This window comes from Corynebacterium sp. HMSC05E07 (assembly GCF_001807225.1).
In the GTDB taxonomy this organism is placed as follows: Bacteria; Actinomycetota; Actinomycetes; order Mycobacteriales; family Mycobacteriaceae; genus Corynebacterium; species Corynebacterium singulare.
In genome coordinates, this window is sequence record NZ_KV788214.1 from 1 (window position 1) to 19,459 (window position 19,459).

Sequence of the window (19,459 nt, forward strand, 5' to 3'; positions counted from 1 at the left end):
CATTCCGCCAGCTCGGAACGGGAAGTGTGATAACTCTCGCGCGCGCGAGAGATATCGTTCGCGCAGGGCGAACGAGTGAGCTCCCCACAACGTTGAGGGTTAGCAGTCGCGCGGGTAGAGTGCTAGTCAGGTTGTTTTGACCCACAGTTGTTCACCCGCGACGACGGCTGTGCTGGACTACCCACAACCGGCACGCGCGCGCTCATGTGGGCGCGCATTAGGAACAATTCGGAGGAAATCATCATGGCAAACATCAAGCCGCTGGAGGACAAGGTCCTCGTCCAGATCGTTGAAGCTGAGACCACCACTGCATCCGGCCTGGTCATCCCGGACTCCGCTCAGGAGAAGCCGCAGGAGGCCACCGTCGTGGCTGTCGGCCCGGGCCGCACCAACGACAAGGGCGAGGTTGTCCCGGTTGGCGTCAACGAGGGCGACACCGTCATCTTCTCCAAGTACGGCGGCACCGAGCTGAAGTACGACGGCCAGGAGTACCTCCTGCTGTCTGCCCGTGACCTGCTCGCTGTCATCGAGAAGTAGGCGATTACCCCTATGCCAAAGCTGATTGCATTTGACCAGGAGGCCCGCGAGGGCATCCAGCGCGGTGTGGACACGCTTGCCGACGCCGTCAAGGTCACCCTCGGCCCCCGCGGCCGCAATGTCGTGCTGTCCAAGGCCTTTGGTGGACCGACCGTCACCAATGACGGCGTCACCATCGCTCGCGACATCGACCTTGATGACCCGTTTGAGAACCTTGGTGCCCAGCTGGTGAAGTCGGTGGCCGTCAAGACCAACGACATCGCCGGTGACGGCACCACCACCGCGACCTTGCTGGCCCAGGCTATCGTCTTCGAAGGCCTGCGCAACGTTGCTGCCGGCGCTAACCCTGTAGAACTCAACAAGGGCATCGCGGCGGCGGCTGAGAAGGTCGTCGAGGAGCTGAAGAAGCGCGCCACCCCGGTGAATTCCTCCGCGGAGATTTCCCAGGTCGCTACCGTCTCCTCCCGCGACGCGGAGGTCGGCGAGATGGTCGCTGGTGCGATGGACAAGGTGGGCAAGGACGGCGTCGTGACCGTCGAAGAGTCCCAGACCATCGAGTCCACCGTGGACGTTACCGAAGGTATTTCCTTCGACAAGGGCTACCTCTCCCCGTACTTCGCTACGGAGGAGGAGACCTACAACGCCGTGCTTGACGACGCCGCAATTCTCCTCGTCCGCAACAAGATCTCCTCCCTGCCGGACTTCCTGCCGCTGCTGGAGAAGATCGCGGAGTCCTCGCGCCCGACGCTGATTATCGCTGAGGACATCGAGGGTGAACCGCTGCAGGCACTCGTCGTGAACTCCATCCGCAAGGTCCTCAAGGTCGCCGCCGTGAAGTCCCCGTACTTCGGCGAGCGCCGCAAGGGCTTCATGGATGACCTGGCCGTTGTCACCGGGGCCACCGTGGTGGACCCGGAGGTGGGCATCAACCTCAAGGAGGTCGGCCCGGAGGTTCTCGGTTCCGCTCGTCGCGTCACTGTGTCCAAGGAAGACACCGTGATCGTGGATGGCGCCGGCACCGCAGAGGCCGTCGAGGAGCGCCGCGAGCAGATCCGTCGCGAAATCGAGCGCACCGACTCCACCTGGGACAAGGAGAAGCTCGAGGAGCGCCTGGCCAAGCTGTCGGGCGGCGTTGCCGTCATCCGCGTCGGCGCCGCCACCGAGACCGAGGTCAACGAGCGCAAGCTGCGCGTTGAGGACGCCATCAACGCCGCTCGCGCGGCTGTTGAGGAAGGCGTTATCGCCGGCGGCGGTTCCGCGCTGGTTCAGATCTCCAAGGAGCTCGAGGAGTTCGCTGAAGGCTTTGAGGGCGAGGCCAAGATTGGCGTGCTCGCCGTGTCCCGCGCGCTGACCCGCCCGGCCTTCTGGATCGCCGAGAACGCCGGCCTGGATGGCTCCGTTGTCGTCGCCCACGTTGCCGAGCTGGGCAACGGTGAGGGCTTCAACGCTGCCACCCTGGAGTATGGCAACCTGCTCGAGCAGGGCATCATCGACCCGGTGAAGGTGACCCACTCCGCCGTGGTCAACGCCGCATCGGTTGCCCGCATGGTTCTTACCACCGAGGCTTCCGTTGTGGAGAAGCCCGCCGAGGAAGAGCCGGAGCAGTCCGGCCACGCGCACGCGCACTAAACGTGCGCGTGGGAAGCAGGAGCTTCCCACGTTGCCGTAAGGAAGGCCCGCCTCCTCGCACACCCTGCGGGGCGTGGCGGGTCTTCGCCGTGTCCGGGGCATGGTGACAGCCCCGTTACTAGACTGTGCAGCCGTGAAACAGGAATTCATCACGGTTACCGGAGCCCGCGAGAATAATCTCAAGAACGTGGATGTGCGCATCCCCAAACACGCACTGACAGTCTTCACCGGAGTGTCTGGCTCTGGTAAAAGCTCGCTCGTCTTCGATACCATCGCCGCTGAGTCCCAGCGGCTTATCAACGAGACCTACCCCGGATTCATCCAGGGGTTTATGGATGCGCCGCCACGGCCGGACGTCGACAAGCTGGAGGGGCTTACGGCTGCCATTGTGGTGGGGCAGGAGCCCATGGCGGCCTCCGCGCGCTCCACGTTCGGTACCGCCACCGACATCACGGGGCACCTGCGTGTGCTTTTCTCCCGCCTCGCCGAGCCCCGCGCCGGCGGGCCCGCCGCCTACTCCTTCAACGTGCCCTCCGCTTCGGGCCAGGGCGCAATTGAAGTCAATGGGGTCAAGGAGGTACGTCGCTTTGAACGCACCGGCGGCATGTGCCCGCGCTGTGAGGGAAGGGGAGAGGTGGGGGACGTCGATAAGCGCCAGCTCGTCGATGAGTCCCTGTCCCTCAACGACGGCGCCATCATCTACCCCGGCATGAAAGTGGACTCGTGGATGTGGCGCGCCTACGCCGAGTCCGGGCTGTACCCGGCGGACGTGCCTGTCACGGAGTTCACGGAGGAACAAAAACGCGACCTGTATGAAACCGAGACCAAAGTTAAGGTCGGCGGCGTCAACATGAGCTACATGGGGCTGGTCACGCGGTTGAAGAGCAACGTGTTGAGCAAGCCGGTGGAATCCCTGCAGAAGCACATGCGCGCCTTCGTCGAGCGTGCGGTGGTCTTCATCGACTGCCCGGAGTGTAAGGGCACGCGCTTGGCACAGCACGCGCGTGAGTCCTTCATCGATGGCGTCTCCATCGCGGATGTGTGCGCCATGGAGCTTGCCGACGCCACCTCCGGGCTCCGCACTTTCTCCTCACCGCTAGCTGCCGCCCCGCTGCGCGGGCTGGAAGCCGCCTTGGAACTCGGACTGGGCTACCTGACTCTCGACCGCGCCACTGGAACGTTGAGCGGCGGGGAGGCGCAGCGCACGCGCATGGTGCGGCACATCGGCTCGGCGCTTACGGACGTCACCTACGTCTTTGATGAGCCCACCGCCGGCCTGCACCCACATGATGTCACGCGGATGAACGACCTGCTCTTGCAACTGCGCGATAAAGGCAACACAGTCCTCGTGGTGGAACATAACCCGGAGACGATGGCTATTGCTGACCACGTGGTCGACCTTGGCCCCGGTGCGGGAGCGGCCGGCGGCGAGATTATCGCCACCGGCTGTGCAGAACGCGACAAGGTTGAGCTCAAAGAGGACGTGCGCGAGCCCACCGGGCACCTGGAAATCAGGAAAGCCTCCCGCAACAACCTCCACGACGTCGACGTGGATATCCCCCTGGGCGTGCTCACGGTGATTACCGGCGTGGCGGGGTCGGGTAAGTCCTCGCTCATAGACTGTGTGCCGGACAGTGACCGCATCCTCATGGTCGACCAGTCTCCGCTGTCGGGCTCGCGGCGTTCCAATCCTGCTACCTACACTGGCGCGATGGATGCGTTGCGCAAGGCTTTCGCTAAGGCCAACGAGGGCGCGACCCCCGGCATGTTTTCCTTCAACTCGGACGGGGCCTGTCCGGTGTGTTCCGGTGCGGGCGTGGTGACGGTGGAGTTCGGCGCAATGGATAGCGCGGATGTGCCCTGCGAGGTCTGTGAAGGCCGCCGTTTCGCCGCCGACGTTTTGGGCTACAAGCTGGCGGGGAAGAACATTGCGGAGGTGCTGGCACTGCCGGCTGCGGAGGCCGTCGAATATTGCAAGAGCGCCAAAGTTGCCGCGGCGAAGCGCGTCTGTGAGCAGCTCGTTGCGGTGGGGCTGGGCTATCTCACGCTGGGGCAGCCGCTTTCTACTTTGTCGGGTGGTGAGCGCCAGCGCCTGAAGCTGGCGGTGCGCTTGAGTGACCGCAAGGCTAAGACGGACATCCTCGTGCTGGATGAGCCGACGGTGGGGCTGCACCGAAAGGACGTCGACACGCTGCTGGCGCTTTTCGACGATCTCGTGGACTCCTCCCTCACCCTCATCTGCGTCGAGCACCACCGTGCTGTCGTGGCACACGCCGATCACGTTATCGATATGGGGCCCGGCGCGGGCTCTGCTGGTGGTGAGGTCGTGGCGGCGTGTTCGCCGCGCGAGTTCCTCAACACGGAGACCCTCACGGCCCGCTACCTGGCGCAGGTGGTGGAGGGGCGCACCGAGCGTGAGAGCCCCGAGGGGGAGGAGTCTTAAGCGCTGACGGTCGCGTGGGTGCGACGCGAGCGCAGGGCGACGACGCGCTCAGATTCGCTCATGCCGCCCCACACGCCGTAGGGCTCGCCGGATGCTAGGGCATGCTCGCGGCAGAGCTCGATGACCGGGCAGGTGTGGCAGATGGCCTTGGCACGGTTCTCGCGCTGGGCGCGGGCGCGCCCGCGCTCGCCGTCTGGGTGATAGAACACGTCAGAGTTTTCTCCACGGCATGCGCCCTGGAGCTGCCAATCCCATAAGTCCGCATTCGGCCCGGGGAGCAGGAAAGACTGAGACACGTTCGATTCTCCTTCGTCGAAGATAGAGCGCCCTAGCGAGTGTGAGGCCAGTACGACAGGCATCACGAGCGCCGAGGCGTGGTGAGACGAGATTGAAGTGTGTCCCCCCTGGGTAAACGGCACGTTACACACTGCTGACATTCAGGTGTAACCGGCCGAAATCTGCCGCTTTTAGCGGTAGTGACCTGCCTTTATGTCGAAGGTGAACTATGTATGAACTTTTCCCAGACTGGCTTAAGGGCTGGGAATAGGCCCCGTCGTTTCGGGTTTCGTGGGAAGGGTGTGACATGATGTCTGTGCAGAATGTGAAGAAATTAGGGCAAGCAGAGCAAGGATGGCAGTGGCTACTCAAGCTACAGGCACGGGCGGCGATGCAATGGCGTCGAAGCGTGACAGTGATAAGGAATTAGCGGACCTCGTTCCGCTGGCTGCCGACGGTAGCCGCCGTGCCCTTCAGAACATCATGCGCATCATCCACCCACAGGTGCTGCGCTATTGCCGTGCCCGTATTGGCGGCAATCGCCAACCCACGGCCGAGGATGTGGCGCAGGAGATTTGCTTGGCGGTGGCGACGTCGATAAGCACGTACAAGGACAAGGGCCGCCCCTTCATGGCCTATGTCTACGGTATTGCCTCCCACAAGGTTACCGACGCGCACCGTGCGCTCAGCCGTGACCAGACCCATCCCACAGATGAGGTTCCGGAGGACGCTGCTGACGACGTCACTCCCGAAGAATCTGCGCTGGTCATGGACGGTAGTAACAGAGTACGTGCGTTGCTCGATACGTTAAGTGACAAGGCCCGGGACATCATCATCTTGCGTGTATTCGTGGGGCTGTCGGCAGAGGAGACTGCGGAGATTGTGGAGTCTACCCCTGGCGCAGTCCGCGTGGCACAGCATCGTGCGCTGGCGCAACTGCGTAAGTCTCTCGATTCGCGCGCGACCGAGACTCAGTAAGTCATCGGCACTTGGCACGGATAATTTAAAGGATTCTCTATCAAGGAAGGGAGGACATCATGGCACAAAAGGATCAGGCTCAGCCGAGCGTCGCTGAGCAGCTGCAGCCTTTGGTTGACGATGATGCATTCCTCACCAGTCTCTCCGAAGGCACTGACCCCTCTGATGGCGGTGATGAGCTAGCGGGTCTCCTGTTGGAGCTTCGCGGGGATGTTGAACAGCACATGCCCCCGGCTCCGCTCATTGAAGGCGCGGACGAGGAACCTGAGGTTATTTCGTTGGCGGCGGCACGTCGTCGCCGTCGCGGTAAGCCGCTCATGCACGGCCTTATTGGTGCTGCCGCGGCCACGTTGCTCATTGCAGGCTCCGGCGCCGTGATCGTCAACGCGGGCCCCGGCTCCCCGCTGTACGGCCTCAACCAGTCTCTCTTCGGTGCCGATGACCAAGACGTCTCCGTGGTTGAGCTGGCCGGCACGCTGGAGGAGATGGAAAAGCGCTCGGCACAGGGGGACATGGATGGTACCCGCCAGCTGCTTGAGGAAGCCCGAAAGATGGTGGATCAGGCCAAGAAGGACCGCGCAGAGCAGGCTGAGCGCCCAGCAAAGCAGCAGACCCGTACCACCGTGACGCAGACCCAGACCGTGGAGAAGCCCGCCCCAGCGAAAGAAGAAGAGCAGCAACCGCGGGAGCCGGTCACCGTGACGCAGTTCGAGACTGCAGTGTCCACCGTTGTGGTGACGAGCACCGTCTCGGTTGGTAACCCGCTGAGTCCGCCGGTGCAGAACTACCCTGAGCCCGTTGAACAAGGTGGCGGCGAGCAGGTTCCGCAGCAGCCAGCCCCAGCGCCGAACGGCGACACAGAGGGCGCTGCGGAGAATAACGGCCTTGCGCCGGCGCAGTTCCAGCAGTAGTACTACAAGAAAGAACCTCTCCCCGAATCCCAGGGAGAGGTTCTTTTTTGAGGTGCAGCACGTTGGCCGTGCGCTAGTAGCGTGAATCCATGCCATCGAGGTAGCCCACGGCATAATCCCACGGCACATAGCGCGCGGGATCCGGTTCGGCGCCTGGCTCATGGACCGGCGCCAATTGGCCCTGCAGAGTGGCCTGCATATTGGCGGCCAGGATGTGCCACTCATAGAAGTGGTTTTCCTCGCAGTCCTCGCAGAAGAAGAATATTCCGTCGATGCCGCGCGGGCTCAGCACGCGCGCAAACTCCTGGACCATGGCGAGGTCATGAATAACGCCGAGGCGGTCCTCCTCGGACAGCGGATCGACGTGTTCCTCCTCCCCGAGGAAGGAAGCCGGGTCGTTCGGATCGTCCGCGAAGGGATCGCGGGGCATGTTGGCGAAAAAGTTCACGCCTGCGAGCCTATTGACTCCGCGCTCACATGGCAATTTTATTGAGCCTACCCACGGCTACCACTAGGGGCTGCTCACGCACTACAGTGAGGATCACCGCATACAACTATTCGGTCAGTTTAGGAGAGCTTTACCCTCATGAGCCACGTCCACACCGGCGGAGACAACCCCGACAAGATTGCACTGTACGGCCTCACGTTTGATGATGTTCTGCTATTGCCAGCAGAATCCAACGTCGTTCCCTCCGAGGTGGACACCTCGGCGCAGTTCACCCGCAACATTCGCCTCGGCGTGCCGCTGGCGTCCGCGGCGATGGACACGGTGACCGAGGCCCGCATGGCCATCGGCATGGCCCGCCAAGGCGGCATCGGCGTGCTGCATCGCAACCTGTCCGCCGAGGATCAAGCCCAGCAGGTTGAGATTGTGAAGCGCTCTGAGTCCGGCATGGTCACCGACCCGGTCACCGCCACCCCGGATATGACCATCGATGAAGTTGATACGCTGTGCGCGCGGTTTAGGATTTCGGGTCTGCCGGTCGTCGATAAGCAGGGCGTCCTCGTGGGTATCTGCACCAACCGTGACATGCGCTTCGAGCCGGATTTCTCCCGCAAGGTTTCTGAGATCATGACCCCGATGCCGCTGGTCGTGGCGAAGGAAGGCGTCAGCAAGGAGGAGGCGCTGGCGCTGCTGTCCGCCAACAAGGTGGAAAAGCTGCCCATCGTTGATGATGACAACAAGCTCGTCGGCCTCATCACCGTCAAGGACTTTGTGAAGACTGAGCAGTTCCCCAACGCGTCCAAGGATTCCTCCGGACGTCTGCTCGTGGCCGCGGGTATCGGTACGGGTGAGGAGTCCTACGAGCGCGCAGGCCAGCTTGTCGACGCCGGCGTGGACGTCCTCGTCGTCGACTCCGCCCACGCCCACAACAACCGCGTGCTGGAGATGGTTTCCCGCGTCCAGAAGGACTTCGGCGACCGCATCGACGTGATCGGCGGCAACCTGGCCACCCGCCAGGCCGCACGCGACATGATTGAGGCCGGCGCGGATGCCATCAAGGTGGGTATTGGCCCGGGCTCCATCTGCACCACTCGTGTCGTGGCCGGTGTGGGCGCGCCGCAGATTACCGCCATCATGGAAGCCGCGTCCGTCGCTGGTCCTGCCGGTGTGCCGGTCATTGGTGACGGCGGCATGCAGTACTCCGGTGACATCGCGAAGGCCCTGGCCGCCGGCGCGGACGCCGTCATGCTCGGTTCCATGCTGGCTGGTACTACCGAGTCCCCAGGTGACATCGTGGTGGTCCAGGGCAAGCAGTACAAGCGCTACCGCGGCATGGGCTCCATGGGTGCTATGCAGGGCCGCGGCCTGTCGGGCGAGAAGCGCTCCTACTCCAAGGACCGCTACTTCCAGGCGGATGTGCGCAGTGAGGACAAGCTGGTTCCGGAGGGCGTAGAAGGCCGCGTGCCTTTCCGCGGCGATATCGACGCCATCGTCCACCAGATTGTTGGCGGCTTGCGCGCCTCCATGGGCTATACCGGTTCCGCCACCTTGGCCGAGCTGAAGACCAAGCAGTTTGTCCAGATCACTGCTGCGGGGCTCAAGGAGTCTCACCCGCACCACCTGCAGCAGATCGTTGAAGCCCCGAACTACCGCTAAGGACTCATCATGCGCGATTACGTAGAAATCGGCGTCGGCCGTGAGGCTCGCCGTACTTATGACCTCAACCAGGTTTCCCTGGTGCCGACCCGCCGTACGCGTTCCTCCAAGGACGTTGACACCTCGTGGAACATTGACGCGTATACCTTCGACGTTCCGCTGGTCTCCCAACCCACCGACGCGCTGGCAACCCCGGAGTTTGTCATCGAGATGGGCAAGCAGGGCGGCCTTGGCGTCATTAACGCTGAGGGCCTGTGGGGCCGCCACGAGGATCTCGAGGGTGCGATTGCCCGCGTGACGGAGAACTTCGGGGATCTGTCTACGCTGCAGGAACTGCATGCGGCGCCGCTCAACGAGGAGCTGCTGGCGGAGCGCATCGCCCAGGTCCGCGATTCCGGTGTGACCGTGGCCGTGCGCGTGTCGCCGCAGCATGCCCGCGAGCTGGCTCCGGTGGTCATCAAGGCCGGTGCGGAGCTGCTGTTTATCCACGGCACACTCATTTCTGCTGAGCACGTGCAGACTGGTGGCGAGCCGCTGAATCTCAAGGAGTTCATCGGTTCGCTCGATACGCCGGTCATCGCTGGTGGTGTGGCGGACTATACGACGGCCCTGCACCTCATGCGCGCGGGTGCGGCAGGCATCATCGTCGGCTCGGGCGTGAACACGAACCCGGAGACGCTGGGCATTGATATCCCGATGGCGACGACCATCGCGGATGTTGCGGCCGCACGCCGCGATTACCTCGATGAGACTGGGGGTCGCTACGTGCATGTGCTTGCCGACGGCGACATTCACACCTCCGCAGACATCGCCAAGGCCATCGCGTGCGGCGCCGATGGCGTCGTGCTGGGACCGGTCCTCGCACGCGCAGCGGAGGCTGGCGGCAAGGGCTGGTACTGGCCGTCCACCGCTGGCCACCCGCGTTTCCCGCGCGGCATCATCGAGCCGGTTGGCGTTATCGACGCCGAGCTGGGCGAGGTCCCCTCCCTCGAAGTGGTTCTCCACGGCCCGTCGAACGAGCCGCTGGGTGAGCTTAACCTCGTGGGTGGCCTCAAGCGGGCCATGGCTAAGTGCGGCTACACGGACCTGAAGTCCTTCCAGAAGGTTGGCCTGGCCGTCCGCTAGGTTCGCGGCCGGCGGCGCGGGCGCAGTGCAATTTTGCGGAAGATAATGCGCCCGCGTGCCGGCACCATCGTCTGAACGACCGACGCTGCAACGACCAAGGCAATGGCCGTGAGCTTGAGCGCGGTCACGCCTTGGGCTAGGAGCAGCCAGCCGAAGAAGGCTGCGAACACCGGCTCCAAGGCGATGAGGATGGAAAAGACATTGGGGGCAAGGCGCTTGAGGGCGATGAACTCGAGCGAGTAGGGGATAAGCGAGGCCAGCACGCCCGTGCCGCAGGCCAAGGCGAACAGCTGCGGATCGCTCACCAGCTTCGCCGCGCCGCTGCCGCCGAGGGGGAGGAGCGTGATCCCTCCGATACACAGCGCCACTGCGAGGCCGTCTTGCCCACTGAACAGCGCCCCAGCTTTCTTACTGGCCAAGATATAGGCCGCCCAGCAGGCACCCGCCAGCACCAAGAACACCACGCCGCGCGGGCTGAGTGGTTCTCCGGTCAGCGAGTCCACGCCCAGTAGGGCCATGCCGAGGAGGGCGAGGGTGACGCAGGTGGCGTCGCGAAGCGAGCGCGATAACACCGCCGCCAACAGCAACGGACCGAGGAACTCGATGGTCACCGCCGGCCCCAGCGGAACGAGGTCGATGCCCGCGTAGAAGAAGCCGTTCATCAACCCCAGTGACACGCCAAAAATGGTGGCCGATACCCACTTCTCGCGTCCCCATGTGTCGACCTTCGGGCGCGAGATGAGAAGCAGGATTGCCGAGGCCACAAGCAAACGCATCGACGCCGTGCCCCACGTGCCCGCGTGGGGAAATAGCTGGATGGCCAGGCTTGCGCCGAGCTGGAGCGAGATGCACGAGCCGATGACACAAAGAATGGCGAGCGGATTGGTCATGCGGACTATTGTCCAACATTCACTGGCACGGGGGTACTGCGTTAAACTGGTGGCCGTGACTACCCCAAATACAACCCCGCGTCCTGTCCTCGTGGTGGACTTTGGCGCCCAGTACGCGCAGCTCATTGCCCGCCGCGTGCGTGAGGCCAACATCTACTCCGAGGTCGTCCCCAACTCTGCGTCGGTCGAGGAGATTAAGGCCAAGAACCCGGCTGCGCTTATCCTCTCCGGTGGCCCGTCTTCTGTGTACGCTGACGGAGCCCCGGAGCTCAAGCCGGAACTGCTCGAGCTGGGCATCCCGGTTTTTGGCATCTGCTATGGCTTCCAGTCCATGACCCGTGTCCTCGGCGGCACCGTGGCTGCCACTGGTGCTCGTGAGTACGGCCGCACGGACATGACCGTGTCCGGCGGCGTGCTGCACAAGGGCCTAGAGGAAACCCACAAGGTGTGGATGTCCCACGGCGATTCCGTCTCCGAGGCCCCGGAGGGCTTCGAGGTGACGGCCTCCTCCGACGGCGCGCCTGTCGCGGCCTTTGAGTGTCTGTCCAAGAAGATGGCCGGCGTTCAGTACCACCCGGAGGTTCTGCACTCCCCACACGGTCAGGAAGTGCTGACCCGCTTCCTCACCGAGGTGGCTGGCCTGGAGCAGAACTGGACCGCGGAGAACATTGCGGAGCGCCTCATTGAGGATGTGCGTGAGCAAATCGGCGAGGATGGCCGCGCTATCTGTGCCTTGTCCGGCGGCGTGGATTCCGCGGTGGCTGCAGCCCTGGTGCAGCGCGCTATCGGTGAGCGCTTGACGTGTGTCTTCGTGGACCACGGCCTGCTGCGCGCGGGGGAGCGCGAGCAGGTGGAGAAGGACTTCGTGGCGTCGACGGGCGCGAAGCTCATCACCGCTGACGAACGCGAGGCCTTCCTCAACAAGCTGGCCGGCGTGACCGAGCCAGAGGCCAAGCGCAAGGCTATCGGCGCGGAGTTTATCCGCTCCTTCGAGCGCGTTGTCGACCAAGCGCTGGACGGCCAGAATGCTGCCTTCCTGGTGCAGGGCACGCTCTACCCGGACGTGGTGGAGTCCGGCGGCGGCGACGGCACCGCCAACATTAAGTCCCACCACAACGTGGGCGGCCTGCCTGACGACGTCGAATTTGAGCTCGTCGAGCCGCTGCGCCTGCTCTTCAAGGATGAGGTTCGCGCCGTTGGCCGTGAGCTGGGCCTGCCGGAGGAAATCGTGGGGCGCCAGCCTTTCCCGGGCCCGGGCCTGGGTATCCGCATCATCGGTGAGGTTACCGAGGAACGTCTCGAGACCCTGCGCCAGGCGGACCTCATCGCGCGTACCGAGCTGACCAATGCCGGTTTGGATGGCGAGATTTGGCAGTGCCCGGTGGTGCTGCTTGCCGACGTCCGCTCCGTCGGCGTCCAAGGCGATGGCCGCACCTACGGCCACCCAATCGTGCTGCGCCCAGTGTCTTCTGAGGACGCCATGACCGCGGACTGGACCCGCCTGCCATATGATGTGCTGGAGAAGATCTCCACCCGCATCACCAACGAGGTCAAGGACGTTAACCGAGTGGTGCTCGATGTGACCTCGAAGCCGCCGGGAACTATCGAGTGGGAGTAAACGCGCGGGAGTAAAACTCCCTCGCGACGGTGCGCGGCCGGGCCCTTGAGGAATGGGGCTCGGCCGCGTTGTGCGTTTTCGTTCCTTTGTTAGGGGATGATGGTGGGGGTCTCACCGATGATGCTGACATAGAGTTCGACATCACCACCGACAGGGACGAGCTGGTCGCCCTGAATGCGGAGCTGCACGGTGGCGCGCTCGGTGACACCTTCAGCGGTAGCGCCGGCGCGGCGGCCGAAGGTGGCGCGGAGGGTGTCGGCGCCAATCACCTGTACATCTTCGATGCTTGCTGCTGTTACGCCCGTGTTAGCCAAGGGGTTCGGGCCATCCCAGACGATGAGACCCTGGGCTGTTGACGCCACAATCCCGTTCGGTTTCTCGAGGTCGCCATAGGAACCGGTGAGCACCGAGTAACTCAGCGGTGCACAGGGGTCAAAACCGCCTTCGGTGACGGTGAAGTAGAAGCGCGGTACGGCGTCGCTTCGCAGCGCCGTGACGCCTTCCGCACCGAGCCCGTAGCGCTGGTGGTAAAACGCATTCTCCGTCTCACACGCCGCGGTAGAGTCTTTCGGCGTTTCGGGCACCGGCGTGGCGCATGCGGTCAACATCGCGACGTGCAGGAGCCAAGGAAACAACGATAAACGGGTCATGCTTCCCCACACTAGGGCACTCGGCAGCCTGAGGCGGGCCAGTGTGCAGGCATACCCGCGTTGAAGGCGCGCACGAGTAGCCGCACGCCGAGAAGATTTCTCAGCGAGCGGCTGGAGTCCAGCGCAGGTTAACACCGCGGGGCTCGACACTACGGGGAACGGGGCGGCTAGCCCGTGGGCGGTTCTCCTGAATCCGGCGGCGGGTCAGGGGGCGCCCCACTGTCATGCGGCCGCGAGCTAGCCATAGCTTCAGGCGAAGAGTCGGGAGGCGGATGCGCGGGGCTGGGAATCGGGACCGGCGGTCCGGCCCACGGCGGCAGGTAGTGCACGCGGCCGTCAATGCGATCGAGGCGTCCGCGGCCGGTGGGGCGCTCGGGGTCATCGTCGTTGACCGCATTGTGATACGCGCACAGCGGCACCATATTGGCCATATTGGTCGGCCCGCCGTCTTGGAAGCGGATGAGGTGGTGGATCTGGGACTCGTCGGCAGGCGCGTTACATCCCGGCCACGCGCACGTGGGATGCTCCGCGGACAAGGCAAGTCGCTGCTTCGGGCTGGCGAAGCGGCTCGCCATGTACAAGTTGACGGGGCCGGCGTGGGGATGGACGAGGGTGATGAGGCCGACGTCGGCAAGCGCCTCGCGCACAAAGTCCGCGCCGGTCATCGTGGCGCCGTTGGTGAGCTGCAGCTCAATCTCCTCGCCATCGCCGTCGACGATGCGGTCCAGCTCATCGAGGCGCACGATGACGTTGGACTGGAGCTTTTGGCCCGAACCGCCCCCGCCGCGGAAGACCGTATGCGCCGCGGTGAGCAAATCCTTATCGGTGGTTTTGAGCACGGCCAGCATCCTGGAGATGCTCAACGAGGAATCCGTAATGCTTAGCGTGTGGTTGCGGCCTTCCCGGCGCGTCACCCGCACGCCCGGTTCCGGGTCCTTCGGCGGGCGCCATTCCTTGAGCTTTGCCTTCGCCACCATGGGGATTTTCTCCCGCGGGGTAGCGGCGAGCAGCTGGCGCAGCTCCCAGGCCTTGCGCGCCTTGAGGCGAGAACAATAGCGCTCAATATCGAGCAGCGTGAAGACGTCGTGCCGCGTGCGGCGCGCCTTGCGTTGCCGAGAGCGGAACATAGTGTCGCCGAAATACACCGCGTGCAGGTGCAGCAGCTTCTCCGCGAAGTCCGGCCGCGCGCCCATCTGCACCAGCTGCGCGCGCGAGACATCGGCGCACTGCTCGACCACGTCGAGTCCGCGCGCTAGTGCCTGAATGTAACCCCCCAGTTGCATAGCCCACAGCCTAAACCAGTTTGGCAAACCCCGCTACTTAAGAGAAGAAATCGCAGTACACACCTTGTGGCTTTCACTACCTCGTGCTGACGTCAGAACGCAGGGTGCCGAAGTGAATCATGCAGGCAAGTCTAGCCAGTGACCGTGAGCTCGCCGATGCCCTGGTCGATGCGGATATTCAGCAGCGCACCGGGGTCATGGCGGTCGGTGCAGTTGCTTTCTCCCAAGCCGCCATCACAGGTGAGTGATACAGGGATGTCCTTCGGCAGGATGACCTCGACGCTGCCGATGCCGATATCGATGGTGACATCATGCTTGGTCTTAAGCTCTTTAATCTGGCTCAAATCCACTGTTGAGGTGCCAATACCCAGGTCGTAGTAGTCCTCGAGCTCATCTTCATGGGTGGGCGCGATGTGTTGAGAACCGACGTTGAAGCGGGCGCTGAAACCGGACTCGTCGTCAGCCTCGGTGACGAAGGTGACTCCCAGGAAAGCAATCGTCAAAGCGACGCCGACGGCACCTAGCGCAATTGCGCCCTCAGCCCACTGCGAACCGCGCTTCTTTATCGGTTCTTCCCGCGGCCCCGGCTCCGGTAGGTCCCAAGCTTCAGGTACCACGCCGAGCGGATCCCAGGACGGCGGGGCCGCGCGGCCTGGCGGGAAGGGGTGGCCGTCTGCCGGAGTATAAGACGTGAGGTCGACTGGCTCCTCGCGCACCGGCTGCTCAGTGGCCAACAGCCCGCTGGGCGGTAGCGGTTCGCGTTGGTGAAGGGCGTACCACGCCAGCGCCAGCAGCCCGAAGGTCAGCACAGCGGGTGGAAGGCCTGCGAGGGATTGTCCGCTGAGGAGCAGCGGGCCGGAGCTAAAAGTAAGAAGGACACCGACGATGAGGATCCAGCCGAGCTCTTGCTCCTCCTTAACGCCGTCCTTGCCCAGGGCCGCATCGAGCGGGCAGTAGGGTGAGCCAAAGCGCGGCATGAGCGCCCACGCGGTGAGGTAGGCGGCGATGCCACCGCCGAAGGCGAGCGCGGCGACCACGAAGGCCACGCGCACGAGCGTGGGATCGACCTGGTAGCGCACCGCGATGCCTTCGCAGACACCCGCGATGTGAGAGTCGCCGCCCTGCTTTTTGGGAAGGCGGACGGGGCGGGTCGCCCACATCTGGTTGAGTGTGTTGTTCTTCGTCATACTTTTATGGTGCCGCGTGGGGCCTCGCGGCGGTATCGGTAATCGCCCTGATTTTTCGACCTCAGGGTTGTCCCCGATGTGCCCGAGGGGTGGAGCGTGGGACTATAGCTAGTATGACTTCGCCCTATGTGCCCGCAGAGAACGCGGCGCCCTATCCCGTGATGGCGCGCCCCCAGTCTGGCCGCGTGGTGGCCGGCGTGGCTGCGGGGCTTGCGCGGCATCTGCAGGTTCCGGTGCTCTCCGTACGCATCGCCTTGACTGCGTTGTCCCTGCTGGGTGGGGTAGGGGCGCTGGCCTATGCGGGTCTGTGGATATTCACGCCCGCGCTTGACGACGCCCCCTCCTCCCGCCGCAGCCCCCTCTCCCTCGGGTTGGTGGCCCTGGCGCTGGCGGGCAGTGCGGTGGGCGTGCTGGGGGTGTCGGGGGCGTCGCCAAGCGCGGCGGTGCCGTTGGCAGTGGTGGCCATCGGCGCGGTGTTGGCGTGGTTGGCCTACGACCGAGGGCTGAACACACCGGTGGGGTTGGTCGCCGTGGCAGCCGGTGCCGCCTTGGTGCTCGGTGGCGTCGTGGTGGCGGCGGTGACGTGGGAGAGCGGATCGGGCTCGGCGATTGTGGCCACGGCGCTGACGCTGGTGGGCTTTGGCGCGCTGGTGGTGCCGCTGGTGCTGAAGCTGTGGCGGTCGCTGTCGCAGGAACAGGCGGCGAAGGCGGTATCGGAAGAGCGCGCGGAGATTGCCGCCCGCTTGCACGACTCGGTGCTGCAGACGCTGGCGCTGATTCAGAAGCGGGCGGAGGAACCTCGTGAGGTGACTCGCTTGGCACGTGCCCAAGAACGCGAGCTGCGGGCCTGGCTTTTCGACGCCCCCTCCGCCGCCCCCACCACTTGCTTCGGCGCCCTCGAGGCGGCGTGTGGGGAGGTAGAGGACCTTTTCGACCTGCGGGTCTCTCCCGTGACGGTGGGCGAGGATGCGGAGCTGACGGAGTCTGCGAAGCTGCTTATTCAGGCAGCGCGCGAGGCGATGGTCAACGCCGGGAAACATGCGGGCGTGGGTGCGGTGGATGTGTATGCGGAGTTGCTGGCGGGCGAGTTGAGCATCTTTGTGCGCGACCGCGGGGTGGGTTTTGACGTAGAGGATATTCCCGCTGATAGACACGGCATTCGTGACAGTATTCGCGCGCGCGTAGAGAGCGTCGGTGGGCGCGTGCGGATTTCCTCGATCCCGGGGGAAGGCACCGAGGTGGAGCTGGCGGTAGCGTTATGAGCATGGTGAAGGTCTTTTTGGTTGATGATCACTCCGTTTTCCGTGCGGGCGTGCGCGCCGAGTTGGCGGCGTCGGAGGAGATTGAGATCGTGGGCGACGCTGGGACCGTCGCCGAGGCGCTGGAGGGCATTGCACGCACTGCCCCGGACGTGGTGCTTCTCGACGTCCACATGCCCGACGGCGGCGGCCTTGCCGTCATTAACGCGACGGCCAACCAGCTCTCGCGGCCGGTGTATCTGGCGCTGAGTGTGTCGGATGCGGCGGAGGATGTGATTGCGCTGATTCGGGCGGGCGCGCGCGGCTACGTGACGAAGAATATTTCCGGCTCGGACCTGGCCCGAGCAATAGTGCAGGTCAACAGCGGGGACGCGTATTTCTCTCCGCGGCTGGCGGGCTTTGTCCTCGACGCTTTTGCTTCCGGTGCTCCTGCGCCAGAGCCTGAGGAGGGGCAGGATCCAGCAGTGGATGCGCTCACGCGGCGCGAGCTGGAGGTCTTGAGGCTGCTCGCTCGCGGCTATACGTACCGCGAAATTGGCAAGCAGCTGTTCATTTCGGTGAAGACGGTGGAAACGCACGCGTCCAACATTTTGCGCAAGACGCAGCAGTCCAACCGCCATCAGCTCACCCGCTGGGCCGCTTCGCATGACCTAGATTAGAGAGGACGTCGACCAGTTAGGGGGCGGCGGTGACAGGTTACCGATGGAGGCGGGAGCCGGCTAGATGTGCTGACCGGGGACGTTGGTGGTTGTAGTAGTGCAACCAGCCCTCGAGCTCGCCGCAGGCGTTGAGCCACTCGACCACCCTCACCCGGACAGCGGTGGCGGTGATCGCGGTTTCGTCGTCATGGATCTCGGGGTAGGCGACGCGGGAATGGTCGTTAAAGATGGTGTGGACATAGGCCTTGCCCATCAACGGGTCCCGGTATTTGTCTCTGGGCTTGTCGGGGTGTGGCGGCGCTGTTTTCTCGCCCTGCCGTCAGCCGACATAGCGCCAGCCTCCGCCGTCAGGGATGTTGCGGAGCTTCTTCACATCGACGTGCAGCATCGCGCCAGGATGGTCATGCTCGTAGCGGCGAACCGGCTCCCCTGACGTTCGGTCAACGTGGGACAGCCGGTTCAGATGCGCGTCAGTCAGGCTCCGATGAACCGTTGACGGTGCAACGCCGAGCCGGCATGCGAGTCGCACTGGGCCCTCGCGAAGGCAAAGCCGTAGCTGGATGCAACGCTTGGCCGTCTTCGCAGCGGTCTTGTTCGGAGAGTGGTGCGGCCGCGAGGAGTGGTTATGCATGGACTGACCCGTGCAGGAGCGGTCGGCTCAGCGCTTAACCATGGGCCAGGAGACCTGAAACCGTGTGGCGACCTTGCTGACCGGACAACCGTCCTCGACGACTAGGTGCGCCACGATCAGCCGGTGGCGGGGCGTCAGCGCGGCGTTCGGATGGGCTACCCAAGGCGGTGGTCCATACGCGTGCGTGCCAACTGAAGGAGCACAGCGCCGGCGGCGACCGCGGCTGCTGCGAGGCAGAGGGCGCCAGCCGACCAGTCCTGCCCGACCAGAACGGACCCGCAGACTGCCCCGAGGGCTGAGCCGAGGTAGTTAGCCGATGCATTGGCGGCCACAGCCGTGGCTCCGTCCTCCGGGTTGGAGGCAATTAGAATGTGCTGCTGCGGTGTCAGTGAAGCCCAGCCACACACCCCCCAGATGAGCAAGCTGACCAGCAACACGGCAGGCATCTCGCTGGCGGTCATGCCAGCCAGCGCACACGCCAAACCGACCAGCAGGATGAGGCTGAGCCTCAGCGGGTGGCCGCGGTCCACGACTCGCCCGATACCCAACGCCCCGATCGCCCCACCGATGCCCCACACCCAGATCGCCAACGTCTGATGAGAGGACAGACTCGACTGGCCGAGCACGAGCGCGAGGTAGGTGTACAGACCCAGCGACGCGACACCGGTCAACAACGTGACGGTGACCGTGACGAGATTGTCGGTACGCGTGATAGCCCTAAGGCGTTGCCGCAGACTGGACGCGGGCACCTCCGGCAGATTCCTGTCTCGACACACGATGCCTACCATGGCCAAGGCTCCCGTGATGACGATGAGGGCGATTGCCGATCTCCAGCCCCACCGCTCGGACAGCATGAGCCCGACTGGCACACCGAACACGGTGCCTCCAGCTAGCCCAGCCAGGACGAGCGACAAAGCCCGGCCACGCTGCTCCGCACCGACCAGAGCAGCCGCGACAGCCGAGGACAGCGGGGAGTACACCCCGGCCGCGGCCCCAGCGACCACCCGAGCCACGAGGAATACCCACACCGTGGGCGACAGGGCCGTGGCGATGTTTGCCACCGTGAAGATCGTCAAGGCGATCGCGAGACTCCGCGAGGGATGGCGCCCTGCACTCCCCGCCAGGACTGGACCAACGAGTGCATAGGCGCCCGTGAAGGCAGCCACACCCAATCCGACGGTCGCTTCCCGGGATGCCAGAGACGTAGAGATCGCTGGCAGAAGGCCAGCGATCACGTAGGCGTCGAGCCCCAAAGCGACACTGCCCATAATGAAGGGCCACA

Annotated in this window: 17 protein-coding genes and 1 pseudogene; 10 read left to right on the forward strand and 8 right to left on the reverse strand. The window is 64.3% G+C overall.

Annotation, left to right across the window (positions count from 1 at the left end; all coding sequences use genetic code 11):
- The first annotated feature begins 237 nt into the window (after positions 1-237).
- From groES to HMPREF3149_RS04370, 3 genes are all read left to right on the forward strand, one after another.
- Positions 238-537, forward strand: coding sequence for a co-chaperone GroES (gene groES, locus HMPREF3149_RS04360; RefSeq protein WP_296131649.1), 300 nt, complete (start codon positions 238-240; stop codon positions 535-537).
- Positions 538-549: 12 nt separating this feature from the next.
- Positions 550-2,166: a chaperonin GroEL gene (groL, locus tag HMPREF3149_RS04365; RefSeq protein WP_042529430.1), complete on the forward strand. Its 1,617-nt coding sequence runs from the start codon at positions 550-552 to the stop codon at positions 2,164-2,166.
- A gap of 100 nt (positions 2,167-2,266) precedes the next feature.
- Positions 2,267-4,609: an excinuclease ABC subunit UvrA gene (locus HMPREF3149_RS04370; RefSeq protein WP_070536895.1), complete on the forward strand. Its 2,343-nt coding sequence runs from the start codon at positions 2,267-2,269 to the stop codon at positions 4,607-4,609.
- Here HMPREF3149_RS04370 and HMPREF3149_RS04375 read toward each other — a convergent pair.
- Positions 4,606-4,905 carry a WhiB family transcriptional regulator gene (locus HMPREF3149_RS04375; protein WP_042529434.1) on the reverse strand — a complete coding sequence of 100 codons (300 nt, stop codon included), beginning with the start codon at positions 4,903-4,905 and terminating at the stop codon, positions 4,606-4,608. The two genes, HMPREF3149_RS04370 and HMPREF3149_RS04375, sit on opposite strands and share 4 nt — an antisense overlap.
- A gap of 334 nt (positions 4,906-5,239) precedes the next feature.
- On the opposite strand from HMPREF3149_RS04375, the gene HMPREF3149_RS04380 reads away from it, so the two are divergent.
- Together HMPREF3149_RS04380 and HMPREF3149_RS04385 are read left to right on the forward strand one after the other, a co-directional pair.
- Positions 5,240-5,863, forward strand: a complete 624-nt coding sequence (locus HMPREF3149_RS04380; protein ID WP_083280772.1) for a sigma-70 family RNA polymerase sigma factor — start codon at positions 5,240-5,242, stop codon at positions 5,861-5,863.
- Positions 5,864-5,922: 59 nt separating this feature from the next.
- A complete protein-coding gene (locus HMPREF3149_RS04385) occupies positions 5,923-6,774 on the forward strand; it encodes a hypothetical protein (RefSeq protein WP_042529436.1) in 852 nt (283 codons plus the stop codon).
- A gap of 73 nt (positions 6,775-6,847) precedes the next feature.
- On the opposite strand, the gene HMPREF3149_RS04390 is transcribed toward HMPREF3149_RS04385, so the two are convergent.
- Positions 6,848-7,222 (reverse strand): DUF5319 domain-containing protein, encoded by a 375-nt coding sequence (locus HMPREF3149_RS04390; protein ID WP_042529438.1) that lies wholly within the window; start codon positions 7,220-7,222, stop codon positions 6,848-6,850.
- A 138-nt stretch (positions 7,223-7,360) separates the two neighbouring features.
- On the opposite strand from HMPREF3149_RS04390, the gene guaB reads away from it, so the two are divergent.
- Both guaB and HMPREF3149_RS04400 read left to right on the forward strand, forming a co-directional pair.
- On the forward strand, positions 7,361-8,875 hold the full coding sequence (guaB, locus tag HMPREF3149_RS04395) for an IMP dehydrogenase (RefSeq protein ID WP_070536868.1): 1,515 nt from the start codon (positions 7,361-7,363) through the stop codon (positions 8,873-8,875).
- A gap of 9 nt (positions 8,876-8,884) precedes the next feature.
- Positions 8,885-10,000 (forward strand): GuaB3 family IMP dehydrogenase-related protein, encoded by a 1,116-nt coding sequence (locus tag HMPREF3149_RS04400; RefSeq protein WP_042529442.1) that lies wholly within the window; start codon positions 8,885-8,887, stop codon positions 9,998-10,000.
- On the opposite strand, the gene HMPREF3149_RS04405 is transcribed toward HMPREF3149_RS04400, so the two are convergent.
- Entirely contained in the window at positions 9,997-10,890 is an 894-nt protein-coding gene (locus HMPREF3149_RS04405; protein ID WP_070536869.1) for an EamA family transporter, read from the reverse strand. The two genes, HMPREF3149_RS04400 and HMPREF3149_RS04405, sit on opposite strands and share 4 nt — an antisense overlap.
- On the opposite strand from HMPREF3149_RS04405, the gene guaA reads away from it, so the two are divergent.
- A complete protein-coding gene (gene guaA, locus HMPREF3149_RS04410; protein WP_371440946.1) occupies positions 10,889-12,508 on the forward strand; it encodes a glutamine-hydrolyzing GMP synthase in 1,620 nt (539 codons plus the stop codon). The two genes, HMPREF3149_RS04405 and guaA, sit on opposite strands and share 2 nt — an antisense overlap.
- Before the next feature lie 89 nt (positions 12,509-12,597).
- Here guaA and HMPREF3149_RS04415 read toward each other — a convergent pair whose 3' ends face one another.
- The 3 genes from HMPREF3149_RS04415 to HMPREF3149_RS04425 all read right to left on the reverse strand — a co-directional run bounded on the left by HMPREF3149_RS04415 (position 12,598) and on the right by HMPREF3149_RS04425 (position 15,628).
- On the reverse strand, positions 12,598-13,158 hold the full coding sequence (locus HMPREF3149_RS04415) for a hypothetical protein (protein ID WP_141741450.1): 561 nt from the start codon (positions 13,156-13,158) through the stop codon (positions 12,598-12,600).
- Positions 13,159-13,325: 167 nt separating this feature from the next.
- Complete coding sequence (locus HMPREF3149_RS04420) at positions 13,326-14,441, reverse strand: HNH endonuclease signature motif containing protein (RefSeq protein ID WP_070536871.1); 1,116 nt, start codon at positions 14,439-14,441, stop codon at positions 13,326-13,328.
- 131 nt (positions 14,442-14,572) lie between these two features.
- On the reverse strand, positions 14,573-15,628 hold the full coding sequence (locus HMPREF3149_RS04425; RefSeq protein ID WP_070536872.1) for a PspC domain-containing protein: 1,056 nt from the start codon (positions 15,626-15,628) through the stop codon (positions 14,573-14,575).
- A 113-nt stretch (positions 15,629-15,741) separates the two neighbouring features.
- On the opposite strand from HMPREF3149_RS04425, the gene HMPREF3149_RS04430 reads away from it, so the two are divergent.
- On the forward strand, positions 15,742-16,890 hold the full coding sequence (locus HMPREF3149_RS04430) for an ATP-binding protein (RefSeq protein WP_083280773.1): 1,149 nt from the start codon (positions 15,742-15,744) through the stop codon (positions 16,888-16,890).
- A 2-nt stretch (positions 16,891-16,892) separates the two neighbouring features.
- The gene (locus HMPREF3149_RS04435) at positions 16,893-17,546 is read left to right on the forward strand and encodes a response regulator (RefSeq protein WP_070536873.1); all 654 of its coding nucleotides are present in this window, start codon (positions 16,893-16,895) and stop codon (positions 17,544-17,546) included.
- A 118-nt stretch (positions 17,547-17,664) separates the two neighbouring features.
- Here HMPREF3149_RS04435 and HMPREF3149_RS12925 read toward each other — a convergent pair.
- Both HMPREF3149_RS12925 and HMPREF3149_RS04445 read right to left on the reverse strand, forming a co-directional pair.
- Positions 17,665-18,315 (reverse strand): annotated as a pseudogene (locus HMPREF3149_RS12925) (IS481 family transposase); the annotation flags it as partial.
- Positions 18,316-18,332: 17 nt separating this feature from the next.
- Positions 18,333-19,445: an MFS transporter gene (locus HMPREF3149_RS04445; RefSeq protein ID WP_246819945.1), complete on the reverse strand. Its 1,113-nt coding sequence runs from the start codon at positions 19,443-19,445 to the stop codon at positions 18,333-18,335.
- Between the last annotated feature and the right edge of the window lie 14 nt (positions 19,446-19,459).

Bases quoted from the DNA above. Each gene is read 5' to 3' on its own strand.
- HMPREF3149_RS04420 (WP_070536871.1), bottom strand. From the start codon at position 14,441: ATGCAACTGGGGGGTTACATTCAGGCACTAGCGCGCGGACTCGACGTG.
- HMPREF3149_RS04405 (WP_070536869.1), bottom strand. From the start codon at position 10,890: ATGACCAATCCGCTCGCCATTCTTTGTGTCATCGGCTCGTGCATCTCG.
- HMPREF3149_RS04370 (WP_070536895.1), top strand. From the start codon at position 2,267: ATGGTGACAGCCCCGTTACTAGACTGTGCAGCCGTGAAACAGGAATTC.
- HMPREF3149_RS04400 (WP_042529442.1), top strand. From the start codon at position 8,885: ATGCGCGATTACGTAGAAATCGGCGTCGGCCGTGAGGCTCGCCGTACT.
- HMPREF3149_RS04385 (WP_042529436.1), top strand. From the start codon at position 5,923: ATGGCACAAAAGGATCAGGCTCAGCCGAGCGTCGCTGAGCAGCTGCAG.
- HMPREF3149_RS04415 (WP_141741450.1), bottom strand. From the start codon at position 13,158: ATGACCCGTTTATCGTTGTTTCCTTGGCTCCTGCACGTCGCGATGTTG.
- HMPREF3149_RS04425 (WP_070536872.1), bottom strand. From the start codon at position 15,628: ATGACGAAGAACAACACACTCAACCAGATGTGGGCGACCCGCCCCGTC.
- HMPREF3149_RS04435 (WP_070536873.1), top strand. From the start codon at position 16,893: ATGGTGAAGGTCTTTTTGGTTGATGATCACTCCGTTTTCCGTGCGGGC.
- HMPREF3149_RS04430 (WP_083280773.1), top strand. From the start codon at position 15,742: ATGACTTCGCCCTATGTGCCCGCAGAGAACGCGGCGCCCTATCCCGTG.
- guaB (WP_070536868.1), top strand. From the start codon at position 7,361: ATGAGCCACGTCCACACCGGCGGAGACAACCCCGACAAGATTGCACTG.
- HMPREF3149_RS04380 (WP_083280772.1), top strand. From the start codon at position 5,240: ATGGCAGTGGCTACTCAAGCTACAGGCACGGGCGGCGATGCAATGGCG.
- guaA (WP_371440946.1), top strand. From the start codon at position 10,889: ATGCGGACTATTGTCCAACATTCACTGGCACGGGGGTACTGCGTTAAA.
- groL (WP_042529430.1), top strand. From the start codon at position 550: ATGCCAAAGCTGATTGCATTTGACCAGGAGGCCCGCGAGGGCATCCAG.
- HMPREF3149_RS04445 (WP_246819945.1), bottom strand. From the start codon at position 19,445: ATGGGCAGTGTCGCTTTGGGGCTCGACGCCTACGTGATCGCTGGCCTT.